Here is a 20,910-nt window from a genome sequence, read left to right on the forward strand (position 1 = left end):
CCGCCAGGCAAAGTGTCCAATAAACGGGGTTCACTTCAGAAAGGCGGTTTTTTTATGCGGCACGTTGACCAGTACATCCCTGAGTGCGCAATAGCGCTCAAACACGCCATAGGGCTCCCTGTGGCGTTCTAAACGCTACTCCAGTGCCTGTATGGCTTCTTTGTAATGCTTACGGCAAACGGAAACGTAGCTCTCGTTGCCGCCTATCACTACCTGCTCACCAGCATGCATCGCCTGCCCGCTCTCATCCAGCCGTAACACCATATTGGCCTTGCGACCGCAATGGCAGATAGTTTTCAGCTCTACCAGTTTATCTGCCCAGGCCAGCAAGTATTGGCTGCCAATGAACAGTTCTCCCAGGAAGTCAGTGCGCAAGCCGTAACACAAAACCGGAATATCCAGTTGGTCGACGACATCACACAATTGCTCAACCTGCTGCTTCGTCAGGAACTGGCTTTCATCCAACAACACGCAATGTATTGGTTGCTGTTGATGTTCCTGTGCAATCATCGCATAGAGCATCGAGTCATTATTATAGAGCTGTGCCTGCGACGACAGCCCGATTCGCGAGCTGACCTTACCGACACCAAACCGATGATCTATTTCGGCAGTAAACACCAGCGTACGCATACCACGCTCTTGATAATTATATGAAGATTGCAACAACGCGGTAGATTTCCCTGCGTTCATCGCAGAGTAATAAAAATAAAGTTGAGCCATGGGCCCGCAACTCCAATGGTATAAGAAATATTCAAAGGTTGATTCAGACGCAAAGTGTACCATAACCTGCCGGCCTGCTCACGCCTCGGACGTTAATCAACATTGCGCAAAACGAATGCCAACTTTCAAGTGAAACATTCCGTTTTCTACATCTCATACCTTTACATCTATTTACAGGATAATTTCTGTCTGACATCACATTTAATTACTGCTAATGATTAGCGTCCGGCATTAATGGTTATGCCAACACAGGAAAGCCCCGCAGCCCCCGAGGTAGGGGTGGAATTAAATCTATTAACACTACTCAGCGCTACGCCCAAGTATTTAATGACACCAAACAGCCAAAGGTACAGTTCTTGACGTTATCTTTACTCGTATACCCCCATTGTTTACAGTGTTTGCATACTAAGTCGCGTGATTTAACCCACAGAATTCAGCGTAATATTGATATAAAACACAATTATAACTTAGCCATGAATGTCTTCCCGGCATAGCAAACATACCGTCGCTGTTGAAAATTTGACTTAAAAATGACAGTTGTAATACTTACCTCCCCCACCTATATTAGCCAGAGTGTTCTGGTTTAGTGTTTTAAAAGGTAAATTTGAGCCTTCCTTTTCAATTTGGCTATTGCAGAAAAGAAAAGAGCACTCTATTATTATCCAGACGCCCCCCACCAATATAATTTGAGACTAGGACAATGAGCGAAGCATTAAAGATTTTGAACAACATCCGTACTCTACGCGCCCAGGCAAGAGAATGCACACTGGAAACGCTGGAAGAAATGCTTGAAAAACTGGAAGTTGTTGTGAACGAACGTCGCGAAGAAGACAGCCAGGCTCAAGCAGAAGTTGAAGAACGCACCCGTAAACTGCAGCAATATCGTGAAATGCTGATTGCTGACGGTATTGATCCTAATGAACTGCTGCAAACTATGGCTGCAACTAAAGCCGCTGGTAAAGCTAAACGTGCTGCACGTCCGGCTAAATACCAATATAAAGACGAAAACGGTGAACTGAAAACCTGGACTGGCCAGGGCCGTACCCCAGCAGTGATTAAGAAAGCTATCGAAGAGCAAGGTAAATCTCTGGACGATTTCCTGCTGTAATAGCATTCCGCTGCAAGTTAAAAAGGCTCCCTTGGGAGCCTTTTTGTTATGCTTATTTTCAGAGGTAGTAGAATCCAAGCCAAGCTTTGCGTAATTATCCTATGTAGGTAACCTTCTACCTCATTGGCCTTGTCTCTTGGCTACCTGACCTTTCCTGAAGCATAAAAAAGGGGCCATGGCCCCTTATAGCATTTACACGCTGCTCAATTACTGAACTTTATAAAAAGACTTATACCATTCAACAAAGCGTTTCACACCTTCTTCAACGCTGGTTTCTGGCTTGAAGCCAATCACACGATAAAGCTCCGCAGTATCGGCACTGGTATCTAACACGTCGCCAGGTTGCATCGGCAACATATTCTTGTGTGCCTCAATCCCCAGCGCCTGTTCCAATGCGCTGATATATTCCATCAACTTAACCGGATTGCTGTTGCCGATATTATAGACATGGTACGGCGCAGAACTGCTTGCCGGAGAACCCTGTTCCACCGTCCAGGCTGCATTCGGCTGTGGAATAATCGCCTGCAACCGCACAATAGCCTCAGCGATGTCGTCGATGTAAGTAAAGTCACGGTGCATCTCCCCGTGGTTATATACATCGATGTTCTCACCCGCCAATATGGCCTTGGTAAATTTAAACAGCGCCATATCCGGACGCCCCCACGGGCCATAAACGGTAAAGAAACGCAGACCGGTGGTTGGAAGACCATATAAATGGGAGTAGCTGTGTGACATCAGCTCATTGGCTTTCTTGGTCGCTGCATACAAAGATATCGGGTGATCAACAGAATCTTCAGTCGCAAAGGGTAACTTACGATTCAGGCCATATACCGAACTGGAAGAAGCATATAACAAATGCTCAACTTTATTGTGTCGGCACCCTTCCAGCACATTTATATGCCCGATGAGATTTGAGTCAGCATACGCCAGCGGGTTCTCCAATGAATAACGCACCCCGGCTTGTGCGCCAAGGTGAATCACCCGTTGGAACTTATGCTCGGCAAACAGCTGCGCCATGCCCTCACGATCGGCCAAATCCAGCTTAATAAACTGGAAAGCCGGTTTATCCGCCAGCAGATCAAGACGAGCCATTTTCAGGCCCACATCGTAATAATCATTCAGGTTGTCAATACCGACAACCTGATGCCCAGCGGCCAACAGACGCTCAGCGGTGTAGTAACCAATAAACCCTGCCGCGCCTGTAACCAGGAATTTCATATTTATCCCTTAAATAACCGGCTGAATGGACGCACCGCGACCAATCGCATAATAGGTAAAGCCACGATTTTCCAAACGTTCAGGATCAAACAGGTTGCGACCATCAAAGATTACCGGTTGCTTTAACGAACCTTTAATCACGTCGAAATCCGGTGCACGGAAGTTCTGCCATTCGGTACAAATAACCAACGCGTCAGCACCCTGCAGCGCCGCTTCTTTGGTACCGACCAGCTTCAGATCGTCGCGCTGACCGTAGATGCGCTGTACTTCGTTCATGGCCTCAGGATCGTACGCCTGAACGGTAGCGCCCGCTTCCCACAGTTGCTCCATCAACACCCGGCTGGAAGCCTCACGCATGTCGTCGGTATTCGGCTTGAATGCCAATCCCCACAGCGCAAAGGTTTTGCCTTTCAGATCTTCACCAAAGTGATGTTTGATGAACTTGGTCAGCTTATATTTCTGCTGATAGTTAACCTGCTCTACCGCTTGCAACAGTTTTGGCTGGTAGCCAATATGTTCAGCAGTGCGGATCAGGGCCTGAACGTCCTTCGGGAAACAGGAGCCACCATAACCACAGCCTGGGTAGATAAAGTGGTAACCGATACGGGAATCAGAACCGATACCCTGACGCACTTTCTCAATGTCTGCACCCAGCATTTCGGCCAGATTAGACATTTCATTCATAAAGCTGATTTTGGTCGCCAGCATACAGTTGGCAGCATACTTGGTCAGTTCAGCACTGCGAATATCCATCATGATCATGCGATCGTGATTGCGGTTGAACGGCTCATACAGCTCGCGAATAGGTTCAATCACATCTTTGTTATCGGTACCGATAACGATGCGCTCAGGACGCATACAGTCCGCTACTGCCGCACCTTCCTTCAGGAACTCGGGGTTGGAAACCACATCGAAAGGAATCTGGCTGCCGCGTTTGCGCAGCGTTTCTTCCATAACCTGACGGACTTTATCTGCAGTACCTACCGGCACGGTAGATTTATCGATCACCACTTTATGGTCGGTCATGTGTTCCGCAATGGTACGGGCCACAGCCGTTACATACTTCAAGTCGGCAGAGCCGTCTTCATCTGGTGGCGTCCCCACGGCGATGAACTGAATGGTGCCATGTTCAACCCCGGCTTTAGCATCGGTGGTGAACTGCAGGCGACCTGCTTCATAGTTTTGCTGCACCAACGGCGTCAAGCCTGGCTCAAAAATAGGGATATTCCCTTTCTTCAGGTTTTCGACTTTACGCTCGTCTATATCAATACACATAACGTCGTGGCCGACTTCAGCCAACACCGCAGCCTGCACCAGGCCAACATAGCCAATACCAAAAACTGTTACTTTCATGGGAAAATCCTAGTTTTTCAAATTAAGACGAAAGATGAATAAATTATTTCTTGTCAGCGGCCAATAACTGTTTCAGCCACTGAGTAAACTCTTGGCCCAGCCCGGCATGACGCATGCCATATTCGACAAATGCCTGCATATAACCCAGCTTGTTGCCGCAATCGTGGCTGATCCCTTTCAGGTGATACGCCTCTACCGTCTCTTGCTGCATCAGCATTTCAATGCTGTCAGTCAACTGGATTTCACCACCGGCGCCCGGAGGGGTTTTCGACAGCAGCGGCCAGATATCGGCAGAGAGTACATAGCGGCCTACAATGGCCAGGTTGGAAGGGGCTTCATCCGGCGAAGGTTTCTCGACTACGCTGACCATCGGGGCGCTTTCACCCGGCTTCAGCTCATACCCTTTGCAATCGGCCACGCCATAGTTGCCAACATCTTTATGTGGCACAGGTTCAACCATAATCTGACTGATACCCGTTTGTTCAAAACGCTGCAGCATTTCGTGCAGATTGTCTTTTTTCAGATCGGAGCTGTACTCATCGAGGATCACGTCCGGCAAAATCACCGCCACCGGTTCGTCACCGACCAGTGGATAGGCACACATAATCGCGTGCCCCAGCCCTTTAGCCACGCCTTGACGCACCTGCATCACGGTAACGCCCTTGGGACAGATAGACTGCACTTCATCGAGCAACTGACGCTTAACGCGTTTTTCCAGCATCGCTTCCAGTTCAAAACTGGTATCGAAATGGTTTTCGATCGAATTCTTGGAGGAATGGGTAACCAGCACAATTTCGTTAATCCCTGCTGCAATACACTCATTCACAACGTATTGGATCAAGGGCTTGTCAACCAGCGGCAGCATTTCTTTAGGAATGGCTTTTGTCGCCGGTAACATCCGTGTTCCCAAGCCTGCAACCGGGATCACCGCCTTTCTGACTTTACGATTTACAGCAGGCATTATTTCCTCTCTTAATAGCGCTCAGTTTATGAGCTTTATCCGCCATACAAAACCCTCGGAGTATACCAGCTTATGACTGACTGGCATTAACCGCAGCACAAATAGAAAAACTTTAGGACAATTACCCAATGGACTAACTGAGGTAAAAATAAGCATCTCAAATATATAAATTTCAAATACTATTTTGACCCAGGAGGATTATTCAGCACTGAGCATCAAGCGTAGCCTGCCACCCGAGCCCCAAACCTGGCACTGCCAGGCAGCACAGTGCTGACTGATTTGATTCATGTAAGTCGCACCCAGCGTGCCCAATGGCACACCGTTGCTCAGTTGAATTTGATTATCACCGGTATTCACATTGGCATGCAGACCGGCGGAGACCAGGATCAGGTTCTTATATTCGGCGTGATAATAACCAACCAGCAGCGGAAATTGCCCTTCCAGCTTGCCTTGTCGTAATAATTGATTAACTTGCTTTAACAATGCACTCATTTGCGGCAGCCGATGGCGCTGATTAGCTAAATGATCTTGCAGCAATCCATTAAATAATGCGCGCAGCAGCAGTGCCGCCAATACGCCATTATCTCCTGCGCGGGTCACATCCAGACAATAGAACGCCAGATCCTTATCCGAGAGTGCCGCAATATCCAACACCAATCCCGGGTTCTCGCCAGTGGTTAATTGGCGATAATTAATTCGGCAATTAGCAACGGTCTGCTGCACCGGCGGCTGTAGCTGTTTGAGCAACTTCACCGCTTCGGAAGGATTTTTACTTAGCGCGTCCCAGTCCTGGAACAGTTCCACTTCCTCAATGGCCTGTGAAGTGAACATATTGGGATACAGACACCCCAGCACCGCTTCACGCAGACGATTAAGGTCGGTCACCGGCTTTAACAACACGTCCTGGACGCCTAATCGCAACATTTTGGCGATATCCGCCATTTTATCGGTAGCCGAGATCACCAACACCGGGGTTTGCACGCCTTGTAACCGCAGGTGTTCGACAAACTCAATCCCATCCATTTCCGGCATCGCCAGATCGCACAGGATTAAATCGGGATGAACATCATCCACCAGACTCAACGCCTGCAAACCATTGGGAGCCTCACTGGTTTCTGCTCCCAACGATTTCAAATAGCCAACAAGCACGGAACGAAAAACCAGTTCGTCCTCAACGACCAAAATGCGCTTGTGAGTCAATGGTAATGCCATCAGTCGAGCCTCTTCCCTTTTCATAGTGTAATAGTGGCTCAAAAAGACCTTTTATGCCTGTCGGAAATTGCTCCCATCGCAGGTTATGCAGTCAAGAACCGTAAATTATTTGTTTTTTATCAAGGGCAACAGTTTATCCAGCTGTTTTTCAACCGCCAATCTGCCGGCTTCAATCGCCTCTTCGGCGCGATGAAAATCCAACGTCGAAATCTGTGGGCAATAGGGTTGGATCAACACATCTGGCGGATCGCCAGCCATGCGGTTGCGTTTCAGGCGATTTTCCAGCACCTGAATAGAAGTTCCCATGATTTCCATCGCCGTCGGTGTGAGATTAGGCTTTCTGGTGGTCATTTTGCTGATGCGTTCCCTTAAACGACCTCGCCAGTTACGGGCGGCGAGATCTTTTGGCACATCCATCTCAGGGCTTTGCACCGAGAACAAATCCTGCTGCATCAGATGAGCATCGTGTTGCAAGTCAACGGCGATAACAATGTCGGCACCCAGGGCCCGGGTCAATGAGATAGGTACCGGATTCACCACAGCGCCATCCACCAGCCAATAACCGTCAAACCACACCGGTGCCAACAGACCGGGCATGCTGCACGACGCTCGCACCGCCTGATGAATATCACCTTCGGTCAGCCACAGTTCCCGCCCGGTACTCAGATTGGTCGCCACAGCACCAAACTTCAATGAACACTCGGCGATATCATCGATCTTCAGCAACTGCCCTACCGCATTAAACACCCGTTCACCACGCAGCAGCCCACCGCGCTGCCAGGACAAATCCATCAAACGGATCACATCCCAATAACTGAATGATCGCACCCAGGTTTCCATGGCCGGCAGACGATGGCTGGCAAAAGCAGCCCCCACCAGTGCGCCAACCGAACAACCGGCTACTATATCGACTTCAACCCCCAACTTCTTTAGTGCATTGATCACACCAATATGTGCCCAGCCTTTAGCCGACCCTGCACCCAATGCCAATCCAACCTTGATTTTCCGCATAATTACCGCCTTTTTCCGGTGAATTGTTTCGATCCTGCCGTCAGCGTAGATTGTCAGGGTCGAATGATGTTAGGTAACATATGCGCTAAATCACTTTCGGCATCGGCCCGTTCATTTCGTTCCGGCCATTTTAGGAGTCACCTTGCCCGAATTATGCCCCTGCGGTAGCGGACTGGAGTATAGCGCATGCTGCGAACCCTACGTCAACGGCACCCAAACACCGGCCACACCCGGACAATTAATGCGTTCGCGCTTTAGCGCATACGTAAAACACAACGTGGATTATCTGATTGCCACCTGGCATCCCGACTGTCATGCCACGGAATGGCGCAACGCGATCGCCGAAAGTTTCAAGAATACCGAATGGCTGGGTCTGACGGTGGTTGAAGAAAAACAGGGCCATGAAGCCGGGGAAGGTTTTGTCGAGTTCATTGCCCGATTTATCGACGGCAACACCGGTGAACATCAGGCGATGCACGAGCGTTCTCGCTTCCTTCAACTTGACCAACGCTGGTATTATATAGACGGCACCAAACCCCAACCCGGCAGAAATGCAATTTGCCCCTGCGGCTCAGGGAAAAAATATAAAAAATGCTGTGGGCGTTAGCCAACAGTCAGGGTACCCATAAACGTCAAGTCGCTGCCCATCGTGCTGCCGCTTGAAAATACAGATGATAAAAACTTTCGCCTGCCATGACAGGGCGTTCAGTATCAGACAGGATCCTCACTCCCATGCCACACCAAAATGTACAAAGAAAAGTTTTGCGCACCATTTGCCCGGATGCCAAAGGCCTGATCGCCAAGATCACCAACATTTGCTACAAGCATGAGCTCAACATTGTTCAAAACAATGAATTTGTTGATCACCGTACCGGCCGTTTCTTTATGCGTACTGAATTGGAAGGCATTTTCAACGACACGACGCTGCTGGCAGATCTCGATAGCGCACTGCCGGTGGGTTCGGTTCGCGAACTGCATAACTCCGGCCGTCGTCGTATTGTGGTGTTGGTGACCAAAGAAGCGCATTGCCTGGGTGACTTGCTGATGAAAAGCGCCTACGGCGGTCTGGATGTAGAAATTGCGGCAGTTATCGGTAATCACGATACGCTGCAAACGCTGGTAGAGCGTTTCGATATCCCGTTCCACCTGGTTAGCCATGAAGGCCTGACACGCGATCAACACGATCAGAAAATGATGGCCCAGATCGATCAGTATCAGCCGGATTACGTGGTGCTGGCCAAATATATGCGCGTGCTGACACCAGCATTCGTGCAGCACTATCCAAACCAGGTGATCAATATCCACCACTCATTCCTGCCGGCCTTTATCGGTGCCCGCCCTTACCACCAGGCTTACGAACGCGGAGTGAAAATCATCGGTGCTACGGCCCATTACGTTAACGATAATCTGGACGAAGGCCCAATCATCATGCAGGACGTGATCCATGTTGATCACACCTATTCGGCTGAAGATATGATGCGTGCCGGACGAGACGTTGAGAAAAATGCCCTTAGCCGCGCACTGTACCATGTGTTGGCGCAACGGGTATTTGTCTACGGCAACCGGACAGTTATCCTGTAATTGCTCAATAAAGCGGTGCCTTTCGTTCAGGGATGCGCCGCCACGAGTAAAAAATCGGCAAACGATTCATTTTCTGCATTTCAATGCTTTACACGCCCGTTTCATTTGATATGATGCGCCCCGCTTACCGAGACAGACGTTTCGCAAGCAAGGCCAGTGGTGGGGTTCCCGAGCGGCCAAAGGGAGCAGACTGTAAATCTGCCGTCACAGACTTCGAAGGTTCGAATCCTTCCCCCACCACCATCTTCTCTCTGTTGATGAGAGCACAGCGAAAGCTGAAGCTACATAAAACACTGAGGGGGAGGATGAGAAGCTTCGCCAAGGTTCGAGTCTCACGCAGTGAGACAACGCGCTTTAGCGCGGCCCGCAGGGTGAGGAACGAAGAGACGAATAATCCTTCCCCCACCACCATCTTCTCTCTGCAACGAGTGAAGACGCAGTAAAGAAACCGGCCAGGTTTCTTCCGGATAAAACCGGAACTACAATTTGTAAAACCATGAATACCATGGTGGGGTTCCCGAGCGGCCAAAGGGAGCAGACTGTAAATCTGCCGTCACAGACTTCGAAGGTTCGAATCCTTCCCCCACCACCATCCTTGTATACCCTTCAGAATCAAATCAAACCTGACAGCCCCCAGATCACTCCTTACCGGGAGGGATGAGAAGCTTCGACAAGGTTCGAGTCTCACGCAGTGAGACAACGCACTTCAGCGCGGCCCGCAGGGTGAGTCGCACAGCGACGAATAATCCTTCCCCCACCACCATCCTTGTATACCTCTCAGATAGACCATTTATCAATTCCCTTAACCATTCAGTGCATCCTCAACTTGAACTCCGGTCAACAATTCGCTATACCACTGACTTCTTTAATGCAGTAAGGAAGAAAGTGCATGCGTAACAATATCTGCGTTTTTTGTGGTGCCAGCGAAGGCGTTAATCCTGCTTATGCCGAGAACGCGCGGCAATTGGGGCAAACGCTTGCCGCTCAGGGCCGACGCCTAATCTATGGCGGCGGCAAAAAAGGGTTGATGGGCATTGTGGCTGATGCCGTGCTTGCCGCCGGTGGTGAGGCCGTGGGCATTATTCCCGAGCGGCTGGTAGAAGCAGAAACCGCACACCGTGGCCTGACTGAACTGGAAGTGGTTCCGGACATGCACACCCGCAAGGCGCGCATGGCGGCTCTGGCAGACGGTTTTATCGCGCTGCCTGGCGGCATAGGTACCCTCGAGGAGTTGTTTGAAATCTGGACCTGGGGTCAGATCGGTTATCACAGCAAACCGGTTGGCTTGCTGGACGTGAATGGGTTCTATCGCCCACTGAACAGTTTCCTGCAGCACGTGGCCGATCAGGGCTTTATGCGCCATGACTATCTGGGCACCATGCACATCAGTGAGTCAGCGCAAACCTTGCTGCAACAATTTGACGACTACCAGCCCAAGACTTACGACCGCTGGGCAAAATAATTCAGCTTGCCGCCGGCGGCCTGATGCCGCTGGCCTGCGTTACATTTCTGGCCAAACTCTGCTACTATCTCAACACATTTTTCTTGTAAAAACGGCACCGCTCATGAAGTTTGTCTCTTTTAATATCAATGGACTGCGTGCGCGTCCGCACCAACTGGCCGCGATCATCGAACAGCACCAGCCCGACGTGATCGGCCTGCAGGAAACGAAAGTTCACGATGACATGTTCCCGCTGGAAGAAGTCAGCCAGCATGGTTATCACGTGTTCTATCATGGCCAAAAAGGTCACTATGGCGTGGCACTGCTAACCAAAGAGAAGCCGCTTGCCGTACGCCGTGGTTTCCCTACCGATGATGAAGACGCACAGCGCCGCATCATCATGGCTGACCTGGCGACGCCACAAGGCACGCTGACGGTGATCAATGGCTACTTCCCGCAGGGGGAAAGCCGTGACCATCCGATCAAATTCCCCGCCAAGACCCGCTTCTATCAGGATTTGCAAAATTACCTGGAGCAGCAAATGTCGGTGGACTCACCGGTATTGGTGATGGGTGACGTGAATATCAGCCCAAGCGATTACGATATCGGCATCGGCGAGGAAAGCCGTAAACGCTGGCTGCGTACCGGTAAGTGTTCCTTCCTGCCGGAAGAGCGCGAATGGATGGATCGCCTGATGAACTGGGGCCTGGTCGATACCTACCGCCACGCCAACCCGGAACGTAACGATCAATTCTCGTGGTTCGACTACCGTTCACGTGGCTTCGATGAAAACCGGGGTCTGCGAATCGATCTGCTGCTGGCCAGCACGCCATTGGCCGCACGCTGCACCGCCACCGGCATCGATTATCAGATCCGCGGGATGGAAAAGCCGTCGGATCACGCGCCAGTCTGGGCGGAATTCTCACTGTAATTGTCCCAACCCCGGCCATCGCCGGGGTTACTTTATGTGGTACCTATGAAAATTATCGATGTCGTCGCCGCCATCATTGAAAGAAATGGTCAGATCCTTTTGGCGCAGCGCGATGCAGGCAGCGATCAGGCCGGACTGTGGGAGTTCCCCGGCGGCAAGGTAGAGGCAGGCGAGAGCCAGCCGCAAGCACTGGCACGTGAACTGGACGAAGAGTTGGGAATTGTAGCCAGTGTCGGTCGCTATGTCGCCAGCAACCAGTGGCAGCAAAGTGAGCGTATCATCCGGCTGCATGCCTGGCAGGTTGAAACCTTCAGCGGCGAATTACAAAACCGCTGCCATTCAGATTTTGTCTGGTTGGCGCCGGAGCAGGCTTTTGACTATCCCCTGGCTCCGGCGGATGTCCCGCTATTAACCGCCTATATTAGCGCACTGCAGGCGCAAGGCTAAGTGACAGCGTCACTTCTTCAGACGCACCCAAATTAACGGATTGGTCCCCACCACGTTGGGGTCGCGTACGCACTGCAACGCTTCCCCTTCCACCTTGAGTATCGCCCCTTCAGAATAGTTTTGATCCTGATAGATACAGCAGCGACTGCAAGGTTGTGCTGTCGGCTGAGCAGCAGCATTTTTGGCCGCCCCCCAGATTTCCGGTGACACTGGCACCACCACATCGACATCGCCACGGTTGGCCATCGCCGTGGAACAAAACAGCAGTGCGCTACCGGCCAGCAACAGTAAGCAGTGATTCATTCGCTCTTCTCCCGCGCCTTACCGGCGCTTTTCTTGCGTTTTTTCGCCCCGCCAGAAGGTGACGGCGGCAACCCGCGAAACGCCATACTCGCCCGGCTCTGCTTGGCCTGATAAATCAGTTCCTGCAGAGTGCCTACCAGAGGTTGCATAAAGTCCTGATAACGGCAGGATTTCTCACTGATTTGCGTCAGCGTGGCTTCCCAGTTGGCGGTCATATCAGGACGGGCAGCAATATCCGGCAGCGAATGGATCAACGCCCGGCCAGTTTCACTGGAGTGAATATAGCGCCCTTTCTTATACAAAAACGCCCGCTTGAACAGCAACTCAATGATGCCCGCGCGCGTAGCCTCGGTCCCTAAACCATCGGTCGCTCGCAGGATTTTCTTTAGTGCTTTATCCTGAACGAAACGTGCAATCCCGGTCATGGCGGAAAGCAGGCTGGCATCGGTAAACGGACGTGGCGGTTGGGTCTGGCGTTCTACCACCTCCCCACGCTCACAAAGTAGCTCATCATCCTTCGCCACTACAGGCAGCGGAGCGCCTTCGTTTTCTTCATCGCGCTCTTTACTGCCCAACAGTGTCCGCCATCCTGCCTCAGCAAGAAAACGTGCCTTGGCGATAAACTTGCCGCCGGCGATATCCAGCTCAATCACGCATTTGCGGAACATGGCGTCCGGGCAAAACTGCATCAGGTATTGCCGTGCAACCAAGCCATAAACGTTTAGCTCGTCCTGACTGAGACTAACCTTACTGGCTCGGGCGGTAGGAATAATGGCGTGGTGGGCATCCACCTTTTTATCGTCCCAGCAACGGTTACGACGATCGCTGTCGATCACCGGCTGCGGATAAAGATCCGGCTGGTGAACGCTAATGGCGTTCAACACCGAATGCCGCCCGGCAAAATGCTCTTCCGGCAGATAGCGACAGTCGGAACGCGGATAGGTAATCAATTTATGGGTTTCATACAGCCGCTGGCACACGTCCAGCACCTGTTGCGCGCTCAGGTTAAAACGCTTGGAAGCCTCAATCTGTAAGGTCGACAGTGAAAACGGCAAGGGGGCAGTATCTGATTCCCGTTTATCATTATAAGAGGTGACCAGCGCCGGCTGCCCCTCGATGCGCTTGAGCACGTGTTCTGCCAACGATCGGTGCAGCAAGCGCCCTTCTTCGTCCTGATAAGGCTCGCAGGAGTCACTCGGTTGCCACAGGGCGACAAAACGCTCATCTTTGGGCGTCACGATGTGCGCTTTAACTTCGAAAAAGTCCTTCGAGACAAAATTTTCAATATCTTCGTCACGCCTGACTACCAACCCCAACACCGGCGTTTGCACCCGGCCCACCGACAGCACGCCATCATAACCGGCATTACGCCCCAAAATGGTGTAGGCGCGGGTCATATTGATGCCATACAGCCAGTCGGCACGGGAGCGCGCCAGGGCGGAAACACAAAGTGGGATAAAGTCGCGGTTGTCACGCAGCCGTTCAATCGCGCGTTCCACCGCCTGCGGGTTGAGATCGTTGATCAGGCAACGGCGGACGCTGTGACGTTTTTCCGGCGATAACGCCAGATAGTCCAGCACCTCGTCCACCAGCAATTGGCCTTCCCTGTCCGGGTCACCGGCATGCACCACTTCATCGGCCTCGTGCAGCAGCTTTTTAATGGCATTAAGCTGTTTGCTGACCGAAGGCCGTGGCTGCAATTGCCACTTTTCAGGGATGATCGGCAGGTCTGCCAGCGACCAGCGTGCATAACGGCTGTCGTAGGCATCCGGCTGCGCCTGTTCTAACAGGTGACCCACACACCAGGTCACCACATCATTGTTACCGCAGGCAATAAACCCGTCGCCACGGCGATGCGGCTTGGGAAGTACGTCGGCAATGGCGCGCGCCAAACTCGGTTTCTCGGCAATAAACAGTCGCATTATTCACCGTTATTCTGGCTGTACGTCATCAGGAATTCTCTTACTTCAGCATAATTCCCGCGGAACACAATCCGCTGGGATTTCTTTTCCAATTGGTAGTGATACATCGGATCGTAGTAGTGCTGCAACAACGGCACCAGCCACTGCTGATGCTCGTCACTATTTCCACTGGCCTGCTGATACTGCAGTGCCCATTCCAGGTGCTGCGTCAGCTGTTGGAAACGCTCCAGACCCAAGCGGCGGCGAATGGCAAACAGGCCGTGATGCAGATATTCATCGTACTTCTGCCAGCCCAGCTGCGCACCGTAGGCCTGTTCAAACTCAATACGCATCCGGTCGATATATTCATGCTGCAGCCGTGCCAGACGCACTTCAAAAGGATCGTCTATCACCGCCACCGGTGCCTGCTGCATGCGGTTGAAGATCGGTAATGGCAAATTGTTGCTGCCGATAATCCGCCCTTCATCTTCCAGTACCCAGCGGCGGCAGCCACCATGCTGTTTTTTCAGCAATAACACAGCCAGACGATTCTCAAAATCAATCTGGCCGCTTTGACTCACCAGCGTTCGACCAAAAGATGACCCGCGGTGGTGCGCCGCCCCCTCCAGATCAACGCCGTCGACCCGCTCATTGACCAACAGAGTTTTACCGCTGCCGGTATTGCCGCCGATCAGCACCATCGGCAGCTCGGCGCTCTGCTCCAGCGTGGTGAGCAAAAAATTGCGCAGAGCTTTGTAACCGCCGGTAATACGCGGATAGGCGATACCGGCCTCACGCAGCCACTGCTGCACCAGTTGAGAACGCAAACCGCCGCGAAAACAGTAAATATAACCTTCCGGCGATTGGGCACATTGCGCCAGCCAGGCCGCCGTGCGTTGCTCACGCAACCTGCCATTGACCAGACTATGGCCCAGCGCAATCGCTGCCTGCTGGCCCTGCTGTTTGTAACAGATACCAACCGCCTGTCGCTCATCGTCGTTCATTAGCGGTAGATTGATGGCATTGGCGAAAGCGCCCTGTTGAAACTCAACCGGCGCGCGCACGTCAATCAGCGGGATATCCTGCAAAAAAATACGGCGATAATCCTGGGTGTCTTCTCGTTCCCTGCTGGTTGACACTAGACAACCTCGATCAAGGGTTTGGACGACTCGGCCGCATGCAGCTCACCAATCGCCTGGAGTTGAATGCCGTGGCGCTCGGCAATCGCCTGTACCTGCTGCTCCGCTTCAGGCAGAACTGCCAGCAGCAAGCCGCCGGAGGTCTGCGGATCGCACAGCAATTGGCGCTGCAGGTCGGTCATTTCACCCACCAGATGGCCGTAACTCTCAAAGTTGCGCCCGGTACCGCCGGGTACGCAGCCTTCGGCAATATAACGCTCGATGTCAGGCAGTTTAGGCACCTGATCAAACCATACCGTCGCCTGCAGCCCTGAGCCCTGGCAAACCTCGCTCAGATGGCCCAGCAGACCGAAGCCGGTGACATCGGTCATCGCCGTCACGCCGTCGACTTCGGCAAAATCCGTGCCCGGTTTATTCAGTTGGCACATCACTTCGGTCGCCAGGCCTTCATGCTCTGGCAACAGCTTGCTTTTCTTCTCGGCGGTGGTCAGCACGCCAATGCCCAACGGCTTGGTCAGGTACAATTTGGCCCCGGCCTGCGCCGCGCTGTTTTTCTTCACCCGCTCGGTATTGACGATGCCGGTCACCGCCAGGCCAAAAATAGGCTCTGGCGCATCGATAGAATGGCCGCCTGCCAGGGCGATACCCGCCTGCTGACAGGCATAGCGCCCGCCGTCGATCACCTGCTGCGCCACTTCCGGTGCCAGCTTGGCAATCGGCCATCCCAGGATGGCAATCGCCATGATAGGTTTACCGCCCATGGCATACACGTCGCTGATGGCGTTGGTGGCGGCAATGCGCCCGAAATCGAACGGGTTATCGACGATCGGCATAAAGAAGTCGGTAGTGCTGATAATGCCCACGCCGTTGCCGATGTCATACACCGCCGCATCGTCACGGGTTTCATTACCTACCAGCAAGCGCGAGTCGACAAATTTCTCCCGCTCGCTGTGCAGAATAGTTTCGAGAACTTTCGGTGAGATTTTACAACCGCAGCCGGCGCCATGGCTGTACTGGGTTAAACGGATCGCTGGCGATGTCATATACCACTCCCTTCGGTTAACGGCATTCAAGATATCATAGGGTAGCGCTTGCCGACGGGAATGGTAAGAGCGGGCTGCCGATAACCGAACGGCCTGCTCATAAACAACACAGAATGGCGGGATTTAGCGCATTTTTGCCGCAATCCCGCCGGTGGGATCAGAAATAGCTGACGAAAGGCGTGCTGTCCGGGGCGATCACTTTGGTGGAAGCTTTCAACTGTGGGGTCCCCAGATACAGGAAGCCGACAATTTCGTCCTGCTCGCGGCAGCCAAAGGCTTCACGAACCAGTGGGTGCTCGGTCCAGGCGCCGGTGCGCCAGATACCGTTATAGCCCTGCGCCAGTGCAGCCATCTGCATCGCCTGGACCGCACAACCGGCAGAAACCACCTGTTCCCAGCGCGGCACCTTGGTTTCTTCGGTGCAATGCGCCACCACGGTGATGATCAGTGGCGCGCGGAATGGCGCTTTGGTCGCCTTTTCTAGCGCGGCTTCATCCATCTCGTCCTGCTTTGCAGCAGCTTGTAACAATTGGCTAAAGCGCTCCAGCCCCTGGTTTTCAATCATCACAAAACGCCATGGCTGCAAGGCACCATGATCAGGCGCTCGCAGGCCCGCGTTGATGATATTCTGACGCGCCTCACCCGTCGGCGCAGGGGCCGCGAGGCGTGACGCAGAGCGGCGATTCAGTAAAAGATCCAGTGCATCCATCGTAAACTCCTGATAACAATTTTCATTCAAATCACGGTAACATAGCTAAACGGCGAGTGACAGCCTCGGCATTAGCCTCTGTGACCCACGATTTAAAGCTGACATTTCTTTGGCCGCTCATTAGGATAGCGGAACATTCTCGACTCTTGCTGGAGAGCACATGCGCACATTGTGGCAAATCATTGCCGGCGTTTTCAGGTGGACATGGCGTCTGCTGAACTTTATCAGGGAACTGATCCTCAATTTGTTCCTGGTGTTGCTGATCCTGGTCGGGGTCGGTATCTATCTTTCATTCCAGAGTGCTACCACCCCTGCCGTCCCTACTCGCGGTGCATTGCTGGTAGATTTGAGCGGTGTGGTGGTTGACCAACCGTCGATGAACAACAAGGTTCGCCAATGGGGTCGTGAACTGTTGGGCGCTTCCAGCAACCGCCTGCAGGAAAACTCCCTGTTTGACGTGGTTGATAGCATCCGCAAGGCCAAAGACGACAAAAACATTACCGGCATGGTATTGCAGTTGAATGACTTTGCCGGTGCCGATCAGCCTTCGCTGCAGTACATCGGCAAGGCGCTGCGTGAATTCCGTGACAGTGGCAAACCGATCTTTGCCATTGGCGACAGCTATAACCAGACACAATATTATCTGGCCAGCTACGCCAACAAGGTTTACCTGTCGCCACAGGGTGCGGTCGACCTGCACGGTTTCGCCACCAACAACCTTTACTACAAATCTTTGTTGGAAAAACTCAAGGTCACCACCAACATCTTCCGCGTCGGTACCTATAAATCCGCCGTGGAACCCTTGATCCGTGACGATATGTCACCGGCCGCCCGCGAAGCAGACAGCCGCTGGATTGGCGGATTGTGGCAAAACTATCTGGATACCGTAGCGGCTAACCGCCAGATCACGGCGCAACAGCTGTTCCCAGGGGCCGCAGGCGTGCTGAGCGGTATGCAGGCTGCCGGGGGGGATACGGCGAAGTATGCGCTGGATAACAAACTGGTCGATGAACTGGCATCGCGCACCGTTATCGAAAACCAACTGATCAAGACTTTCGGTTGGGACAAACAGGCCAATGATTTCAACGCTACCAGCATCTACGACTACCAGCCGAAGCCGACGCCGGATCAGGGCGGTAAAATCGCCGTGATCTTCGCTAACGGCGCGATCATGGACGGCCCGCAAACACCAGGCACCGTTGGCGGCGATACCACTGCCGCAGAACTGCGTCAGGCGCGACTGGATCCGGCCATCAAGGCGGTGATCTTCCGGGTCAACAGCCCAGGCGGCAGCGTCAGTGCCTCTGAAGTGATTCGCTCCGAGTTGGCTGCGGTACGGGCTGCGGGCAAACCTGTGGTGGTTTCCATGGGGGGCATGGCGGCTTCGGGCGGTTATTGGGTCTCTACCCCGGCGGACTACATTATCGCCAGCCCGAGCACCCTCACCGGCTCCATCGGCATCTTCGGGGTGATTAACACCTACGAACAGACGCTGGACAGCATCGGCGTGCATACCGACGGCGTGGCAACCTCACCGCTGGCGGATCTGGCTGTTACCAAGGCGCTACCGCCAGAGTTCTCGCAGATGATGCAATTGAACATTGAAAAAGGTTATCAAAACTTTATCGATCTGGTCGCCAAGTCACGCAAAATGACACCGCAGCAGGTTGATCAGATTGCTCAGGGTCACGTGTGGCTGGGCAGCGATGCCAAGACCAATGGTCTGGTCGATCAGTTGGGTGACTTCGATGACGCGGTGAAGAAAGCAGCCGAACTGGCGCAATTGAAACAGTGGCAGCTCAACTGGTTTGTCGATACGCCAAGCCTGACCGATATGGTTCTCAGCCAATTTGGCGTTTCCATTCACGCCATGCTGCCGGCAGCCATCCAGTCGATGCTGCCTGCACCCTTGGCGTCGGTCGCCATGGCGGTCAAAGAGCAACCGGGTTTGTTCAATAACCTCAACGATCCGCAAAACCGCTATGCCATCTGTTTGACCTGCGGAGAAGTCCGCTAACAAATTAATCCTCAGCCCGGCACCCACCGGGCTTTTTTTCTGCGCTTATCCCCCTATAATTCAGCCCATCTTATTTCTGTTAAAACAATCACTATGCAAAAGAAATCGATTTACGTCGCCTACACTGGCGGGACCATCGGCATGCAGCGTTCTGAGCACGGCTATATTCCCGTCTCCGGCCACCTGCAACGGCAACTGGCGCTGATGCCGGAATTCCACCGACCGGAAATGCCGGACTTCACCATTCATGAATATGCGCCGCTGATCGACTCCTCCGACATGACGCCGGAAGACTGGCAGCATATCGCCGACGATATCAAACTGAACTATGACCGCTATGACGGCTTTGTGATCCTGCACGGAACCGACACCATGGCATTTACCGCCTCGGCACTGTCGTTCATGCTGGAAAACCTGGCCAAGCCGGTGATTGTCACCGGTTCTCAGATCCCCCTGGCGGAACTGCGTTCCGATGGCCAGACCAACCTGCTGAACGCGCTGTATCTGGCGGCCAATCATCCGGTGAATGAAGTCAGCCTGTTCTTCAATAACAAGCTGTTCCGCGGCAACCGTACCACCAAAGCGCATGCTGACGGTTTCGACGCCTTTGCTTCACCCAATCTGCCGCCGCTGCTGGAGGCCGGTATTCATATTCGCCGCCAGAACGGCATCGACAGCCCGGTCTGCAATGGCGAACTCAGGGTGCATGACATTACGCCACAACCGATCGGTGTGGTGACCATTTACCCAGGTATCTCCGGCGCGGTAGTGCGCAATTTCCTGCTACAACCGGTGAAAGCCTTGATCCTGCGCTCTTACGGGGTAGGCAACGCACCGCAAAAAGCAGAGTTGGTGGATGAATTGCGCGATGCGTCTGAACGCGGCATTGTGGTGGTAAACCTGACGCAATGTATCTCCGGGCGGGTCAATATGGAAGGTTACGCCACCGGTAACGCACTGGCCCATGCCGGCGTCATCAGTGGGTTTGACATGACGGTCGAGGCCGCATTGACCAAGCTGCATTACCTGCTGAGCCAACCCCTGACGCCGGAACAAATCCGCAGCCTGATGCAACAAGATCTGCGCGGCGAACTGAGCATTAGCGGTTAACCCTAGACACCATGGAGTTGCGATGAAAACGGCCCTGTTGCTTATCGATTTGCAAAACGACTTTTGCCCCGGCGGCGCATTAGCGGTGACTGACGGTGATGCCGTCATTAGCATTGCCAATCAGGCTATAGCGGCCTGCAACGCGCGCGGTGAACCGGTGGTCGCCAGCCAGGACTGGCACCCCGCCAATCACCGCAGCTTTGCGGTAAATGCCAACGCACCGGTAGGCACCCTGGGTGAGCTTGAAGGCTTGCCACAGGTTTGGTGGCCGGTGCACTGCGTACAGGAAAGTCAGGGTGCTGAGTTTCATCCGCAATTGCACCAGAGGGACATCATCGCGGTGTTCCGTAAAGGGCAAAATACGGCTATCGACAGCTATAGCGCCTTCTTCGACAACGGTCATCGCTCGCACACCGAGTTGGACGCCTGGCTGAAAGCGCAGAACGTTAGTCATTTGGCGATTATGGGTTTAGCGACCGACTACTGCGTAAAATTCAGCGTGCTGGATGCGCTCGAGTTGGGTTACAAAACCACGGTGATTACCGACGGCTGCCGCGGGGTTAATTTGCAGCCTGGCGACAGTCAGGAAGCCCTCCGGGTGATGCAACAGGCCGGAGCGCAACTCGTTACCCTGTCACAATTTATCACCCACTGATACTCTTGGGCGCTTTTTGCGCCCCTTCTCTCCCCTGACCCAAACCTCGA

The 20,910-nt window shown here is 53.0% G+C and carries 20 protein-coding genes, 2 tRNA genes and 2 other RNA genes; 13 read left to right on the forward strand and 11 right to left on the reverse strand.

Annotated features, from left to right (window positions below; all coding sequences use genetic code 11):
• Positions 1 to 135 precede the first annotated feature (135 nt).
• Positions 136 to 720 (reverse strand): thymidine kinase, encoded by a 585-nt coding sequence (locus E5C26_RS13780; protein WP_135316825.1) that lies wholly within the window; start codon positions 718 to 720, stop codon positions 136 to 138.
• 700 nt (positions 721 to 1,420) lie between these two features.
• Between E5C26_RS13780 and hns the strand changes: the two genes are divergently transcribed.
• Entirely contained in the window at positions 1,421 to 1,828 is a 408-nt protein-coding gene (hns, locus tag E5C26_RS13785) for a histone-like nucleoid-structuring protein H-NS (RefSeq protein WP_135316826.1), read from the forward strand.
• 207 nt (positions 1,829 to 2,035) lie between these two features.
• Here hns and E5C26_RS13790 read toward each other — a convergent pair whose 3' ends face one another.
• From E5C26_RS13790 to rssA, 5 genes are all read right to left on the reverse strand, one after another.
• Complete coding sequence (locus E5C26_RS13790) at positions 2,036 to 3,046, reverse strand: NAD-dependent epimerase (RefSeq protein ID WP_135316827.1); 1,011 nt, start codon at positions 3,044 to 3,046, stop codon at positions 2,036 to 2,038.
• 9 nt (positions 3,047 to 3,055) lie between these two features.
• Positions 3,056 to 4,399: a UDP-glucose dehydrogenase family protein gene (locus E5C26_RS13795; RefSeq protein WP_135316828.1), complete on the reverse strand. Its 1,344-nt coding sequence runs from the start codon at positions 4,397 to 4,399 to the stop codon at positions 3,056 to 3,058.
• 43 nt (positions 4,400 to 4,442) lie between these two features.
• Positions 4,443 to 5,360 (reverse strand): UTP--glucose-1-phosphate uridylyltransferase GalU, encoded by a 918-nt coding sequence (galU, locus tag E5C26_RS13800; protein ID WP_135316829.1) that lies wholly within the window; start codon positions 5,358 to 5,360, stop codon positions 4,443 to 4,445.
• 198 nt (positions 5,361 to 5,558) lie between these two features.
• Positions 5,559 to 6,572, reverse strand: a complete 1,014-nt coding sequence (rssB, locus tag E5C26_RS13805) for a two-component system response regulator RssB (protein ID WP_135316830.1) — start codon at positions 6,570 to 6,572, stop codon at positions 5,559 to 5,561.
• 105 nt (positions 6,573 to 6,677) lie between these two features.
• Positions 6,678 to 7,583: a patatin-like phospholipase RssA gene (gene rssA / locus E5C26_RS13810; protein ID WP_135316831.1), complete on the reverse strand. Its 906-nt coding sequence runs from the start codon at positions 7,581 to 7,583 to the stop codon at positions 6,678 to 6,680.
• 142 nt (positions 7,584 to 7,725) lie between these two features.
• Here rssA and E5C26_RS13815 point away from each other — a divergent pair, with 142 nt between their 5' ends.
• From E5C26_RS13815 to E5C26_RS13855, 9 genes are all read left to right on the forward strand, one after another.
• Positions 7,726 to 8,190 (forward strand): YchJ family protein, encoded by a 465-nt coding sequence (locus E5C26_RS13815; protein WP_135316832.1) that lies wholly within the window; start codon positions 7,726 to 7,728, stop codon positions 8,188 to 8,190.
• A 125-nt stretch (positions 8,191 to 8,315) separates the two neighbouring features.
• Positions 8,316 to 9,164, forward strand: a complete 849-nt coding sequence (gene purU, locus E5C26_RS13820; RefSeq protein ID WP_012145438.1) for a formyltetrahydrofolate deformylase — start codon at positions 8,316 to 8,318, stop codon at positions 9,162 to 9,164.
• 158 nt (positions 9,165 to 9,322) lie between these two features.
• A tRNA-Tyr gene (locus E5C26_RS13825) sits at positions 9,323 to 9,407 on the forward strand.
• A gap of 41 nt (positions 9,408 to 9,448) precedes the next feature.
• Positions 9,449 to 9,575, forward strand: a non-coding RNA gene (locus E5C26_RS13830) — RtT sRNA.
• Between the two features lie 96 nt (positions 9,576 to 9,671).
• A tRNA-Tyr gene (locus tag E5C26_RS13835) sits at positions 9,672 to 9,756 on the forward strand.
• 44 nt (positions 9,757 to 9,800) lie between these two features.
• A non-coding RNA gene (locus E5C26_RS13840) (RtT sRNA) lies at positions 9,801 to 9,927 on the forward strand.
• Positions 9,928 to 10,053: 126 nt separating this feature from the next.
• Entirely contained in the window at positions 10,054 to 10,626 is a 573-nt protein-coding gene (locus E5C26_RS13845; RefSeq protein WP_012145439.1) for a TIGR00730 family Rossman fold protein, read from the forward strand.
• A gap of 103 nt (positions 10,627 to 10,729) precedes the next feature.
• Positions 10,730 to 11,536 carry an exodeoxyribonuclease III gene (gene xthA / locus E5C26_RS13850; protein WP_115184531.1) on the forward strand — a complete coding sequence of 269 codons (807 nt, stop codon included), beginning with the start codon at positions 10,730 to 10,732 and terminating at the stop codon, positions 11,534 to 11,536.
• 45 nt (positions 11,537 to 11,581) lie between these two features.
• Positions 11,582 to 11,983 (forward strand): pyrimidine (deoxy)nucleoside triphosphate diphosphatase, encoded by a 402-nt coding sequence (locus tag E5C26_RS13855; RefSeq protein WP_135316833.1) that lies wholly within the window; start codon positions 11,582 to 11,584, stop codon positions 11,981 to 11,983.
• 9 nt (positions 11,984 to 11,992) lie between these two features.
• On the opposite strand, the gene E5C26_RS13860 is transcribed toward E5C26_RS13855, so the two are convergent.
• The 5 genes from E5C26_RS13860 to E5C26_RS13880 all read right to left on the reverse strand — a co-directional run bounded on the left by E5C26_RS13860 (position 11,993) and on the right by E5C26_RS13880 (position 17,078).
• Positions 11,993 to 12,286, reverse strand: a complete 294-nt coding sequence (locus E5C26_RS13860) for a DUF1496 domain-containing protein (RefSeq protein WP_135316834.1) — start codon at positions 12,284 to 12,286, stop codon at positions 11,993 to 11,995.
• Positions 12,283 to 14,208 (reverse strand): DNA topoisomerase III, encoded by a 1,926-nt coding sequence (locus tag E5C26_RS13865; protein WP_167796653.1) that lies wholly within the window; start codon positions 14,206 to 14,208, stop codon positions 12,283 to 12,285. Before E5C26_RS13865 ends, E5C26_RS13860 begins: the two co-directional genes overlap by 4 nt.
• Positions 14,208 to 15,326 (reverse strand): tRNA 2-selenouridine(34) synthase MnmH, encoded by a 1,119-nt coding sequence (gene mnmH / locus E5C26_RS13870; protein WP_135316836.1) that lies wholly within the window; start codon positions 15,324 to 15,326, stop codon positions 14,208 to 14,210. Before mnmH ends, E5C26_RS13865 begins: the two co-directional genes overlap by 1 nt.
• A complete protein-coding gene (gene selD, locus E5C26_RS13875) occupies positions 15,326 to 16,369 on the reverse strand; it encodes a selenide, water dikinase SelD (protein ID WP_135316837.1) in 1,044 nt (347 codons plus the stop codon). The genes mnmH and selD overlap by 1 nt, the downstream gene beginning before the upstream one ends.
• A 157-nt stretch (positions 16,370 to 16,526) precedes the next feature.
• Positions 16,527 to 17,078 carry an NAD(P)H nitroreductase gene (locus E5C26_RS13880; protein ID WP_135316838.1) on the reverse strand — a complete coding sequence of 184 codons (552 nt, stop codon included), beginning with the start codon at positions 17,076 to 17,078 and terminating at the stop codon, positions 16,527 to 16,529.
• A 160-nt stretch (positions 17,079 to 17,238) separates the two neighbouring features.
• On the opposite strand from E5C26_RS13880, the gene sppA reads away from it, so the two are divergent.
• From sppA to pncA, 3 genes are all read left to right on the forward strand, one after another.
• Positions 17,239 to 19,095 (forward strand): signal peptide peptidase SppA, encoded by a 1,857-nt coding sequence (sppA, locus tag E5C26_RS13885; protein ID WP_012145447.1) that lies wholly within the window; start codon positions 17,239 to 17,241, stop codon positions 19,093 to 19,095.
• A 93-nt stretch (positions 19,096 to 19,188) separates the two neighbouring features.
• Positions 19,189 to 20,205 carry an asparaginase gene (gene ansA, locus E5C26_RS13890; protein WP_135316839.1) on the forward strand — a complete coding sequence of 339 codons (1,017 nt, stop codon included), beginning with the start codon at positions 19,189 to 19,191 and terminating at the stop codon, positions 20,203 to 20,205.
• A gap of 22 nt (positions 20,206 to 20,227) precedes the next feature.
• Positions 20,228 to 20,860, forward strand: coding sequence for a bifunctional nicotinamidase/pyrazinamidase (gene pncA / locus E5C26_RS13895; protein ID WP_135316840.1), 633 nt, complete (start codon positions 20,228 to 20,230; stop codon positions 20,858 to 20,860).
• Positions 20,861 to 20,910: the final 50 nt, after the last annotated feature.

The sequence above is a fragment of the Serratia proteamaculans genome (genome assembly GCF_004684015.1).
Lineage (GTDB): Bacteria > Pseudomonadota > Gammaproteobacteria > Enterobacterales > Enterobacteriaceae > Serratia > Serratia proteamaculans_F.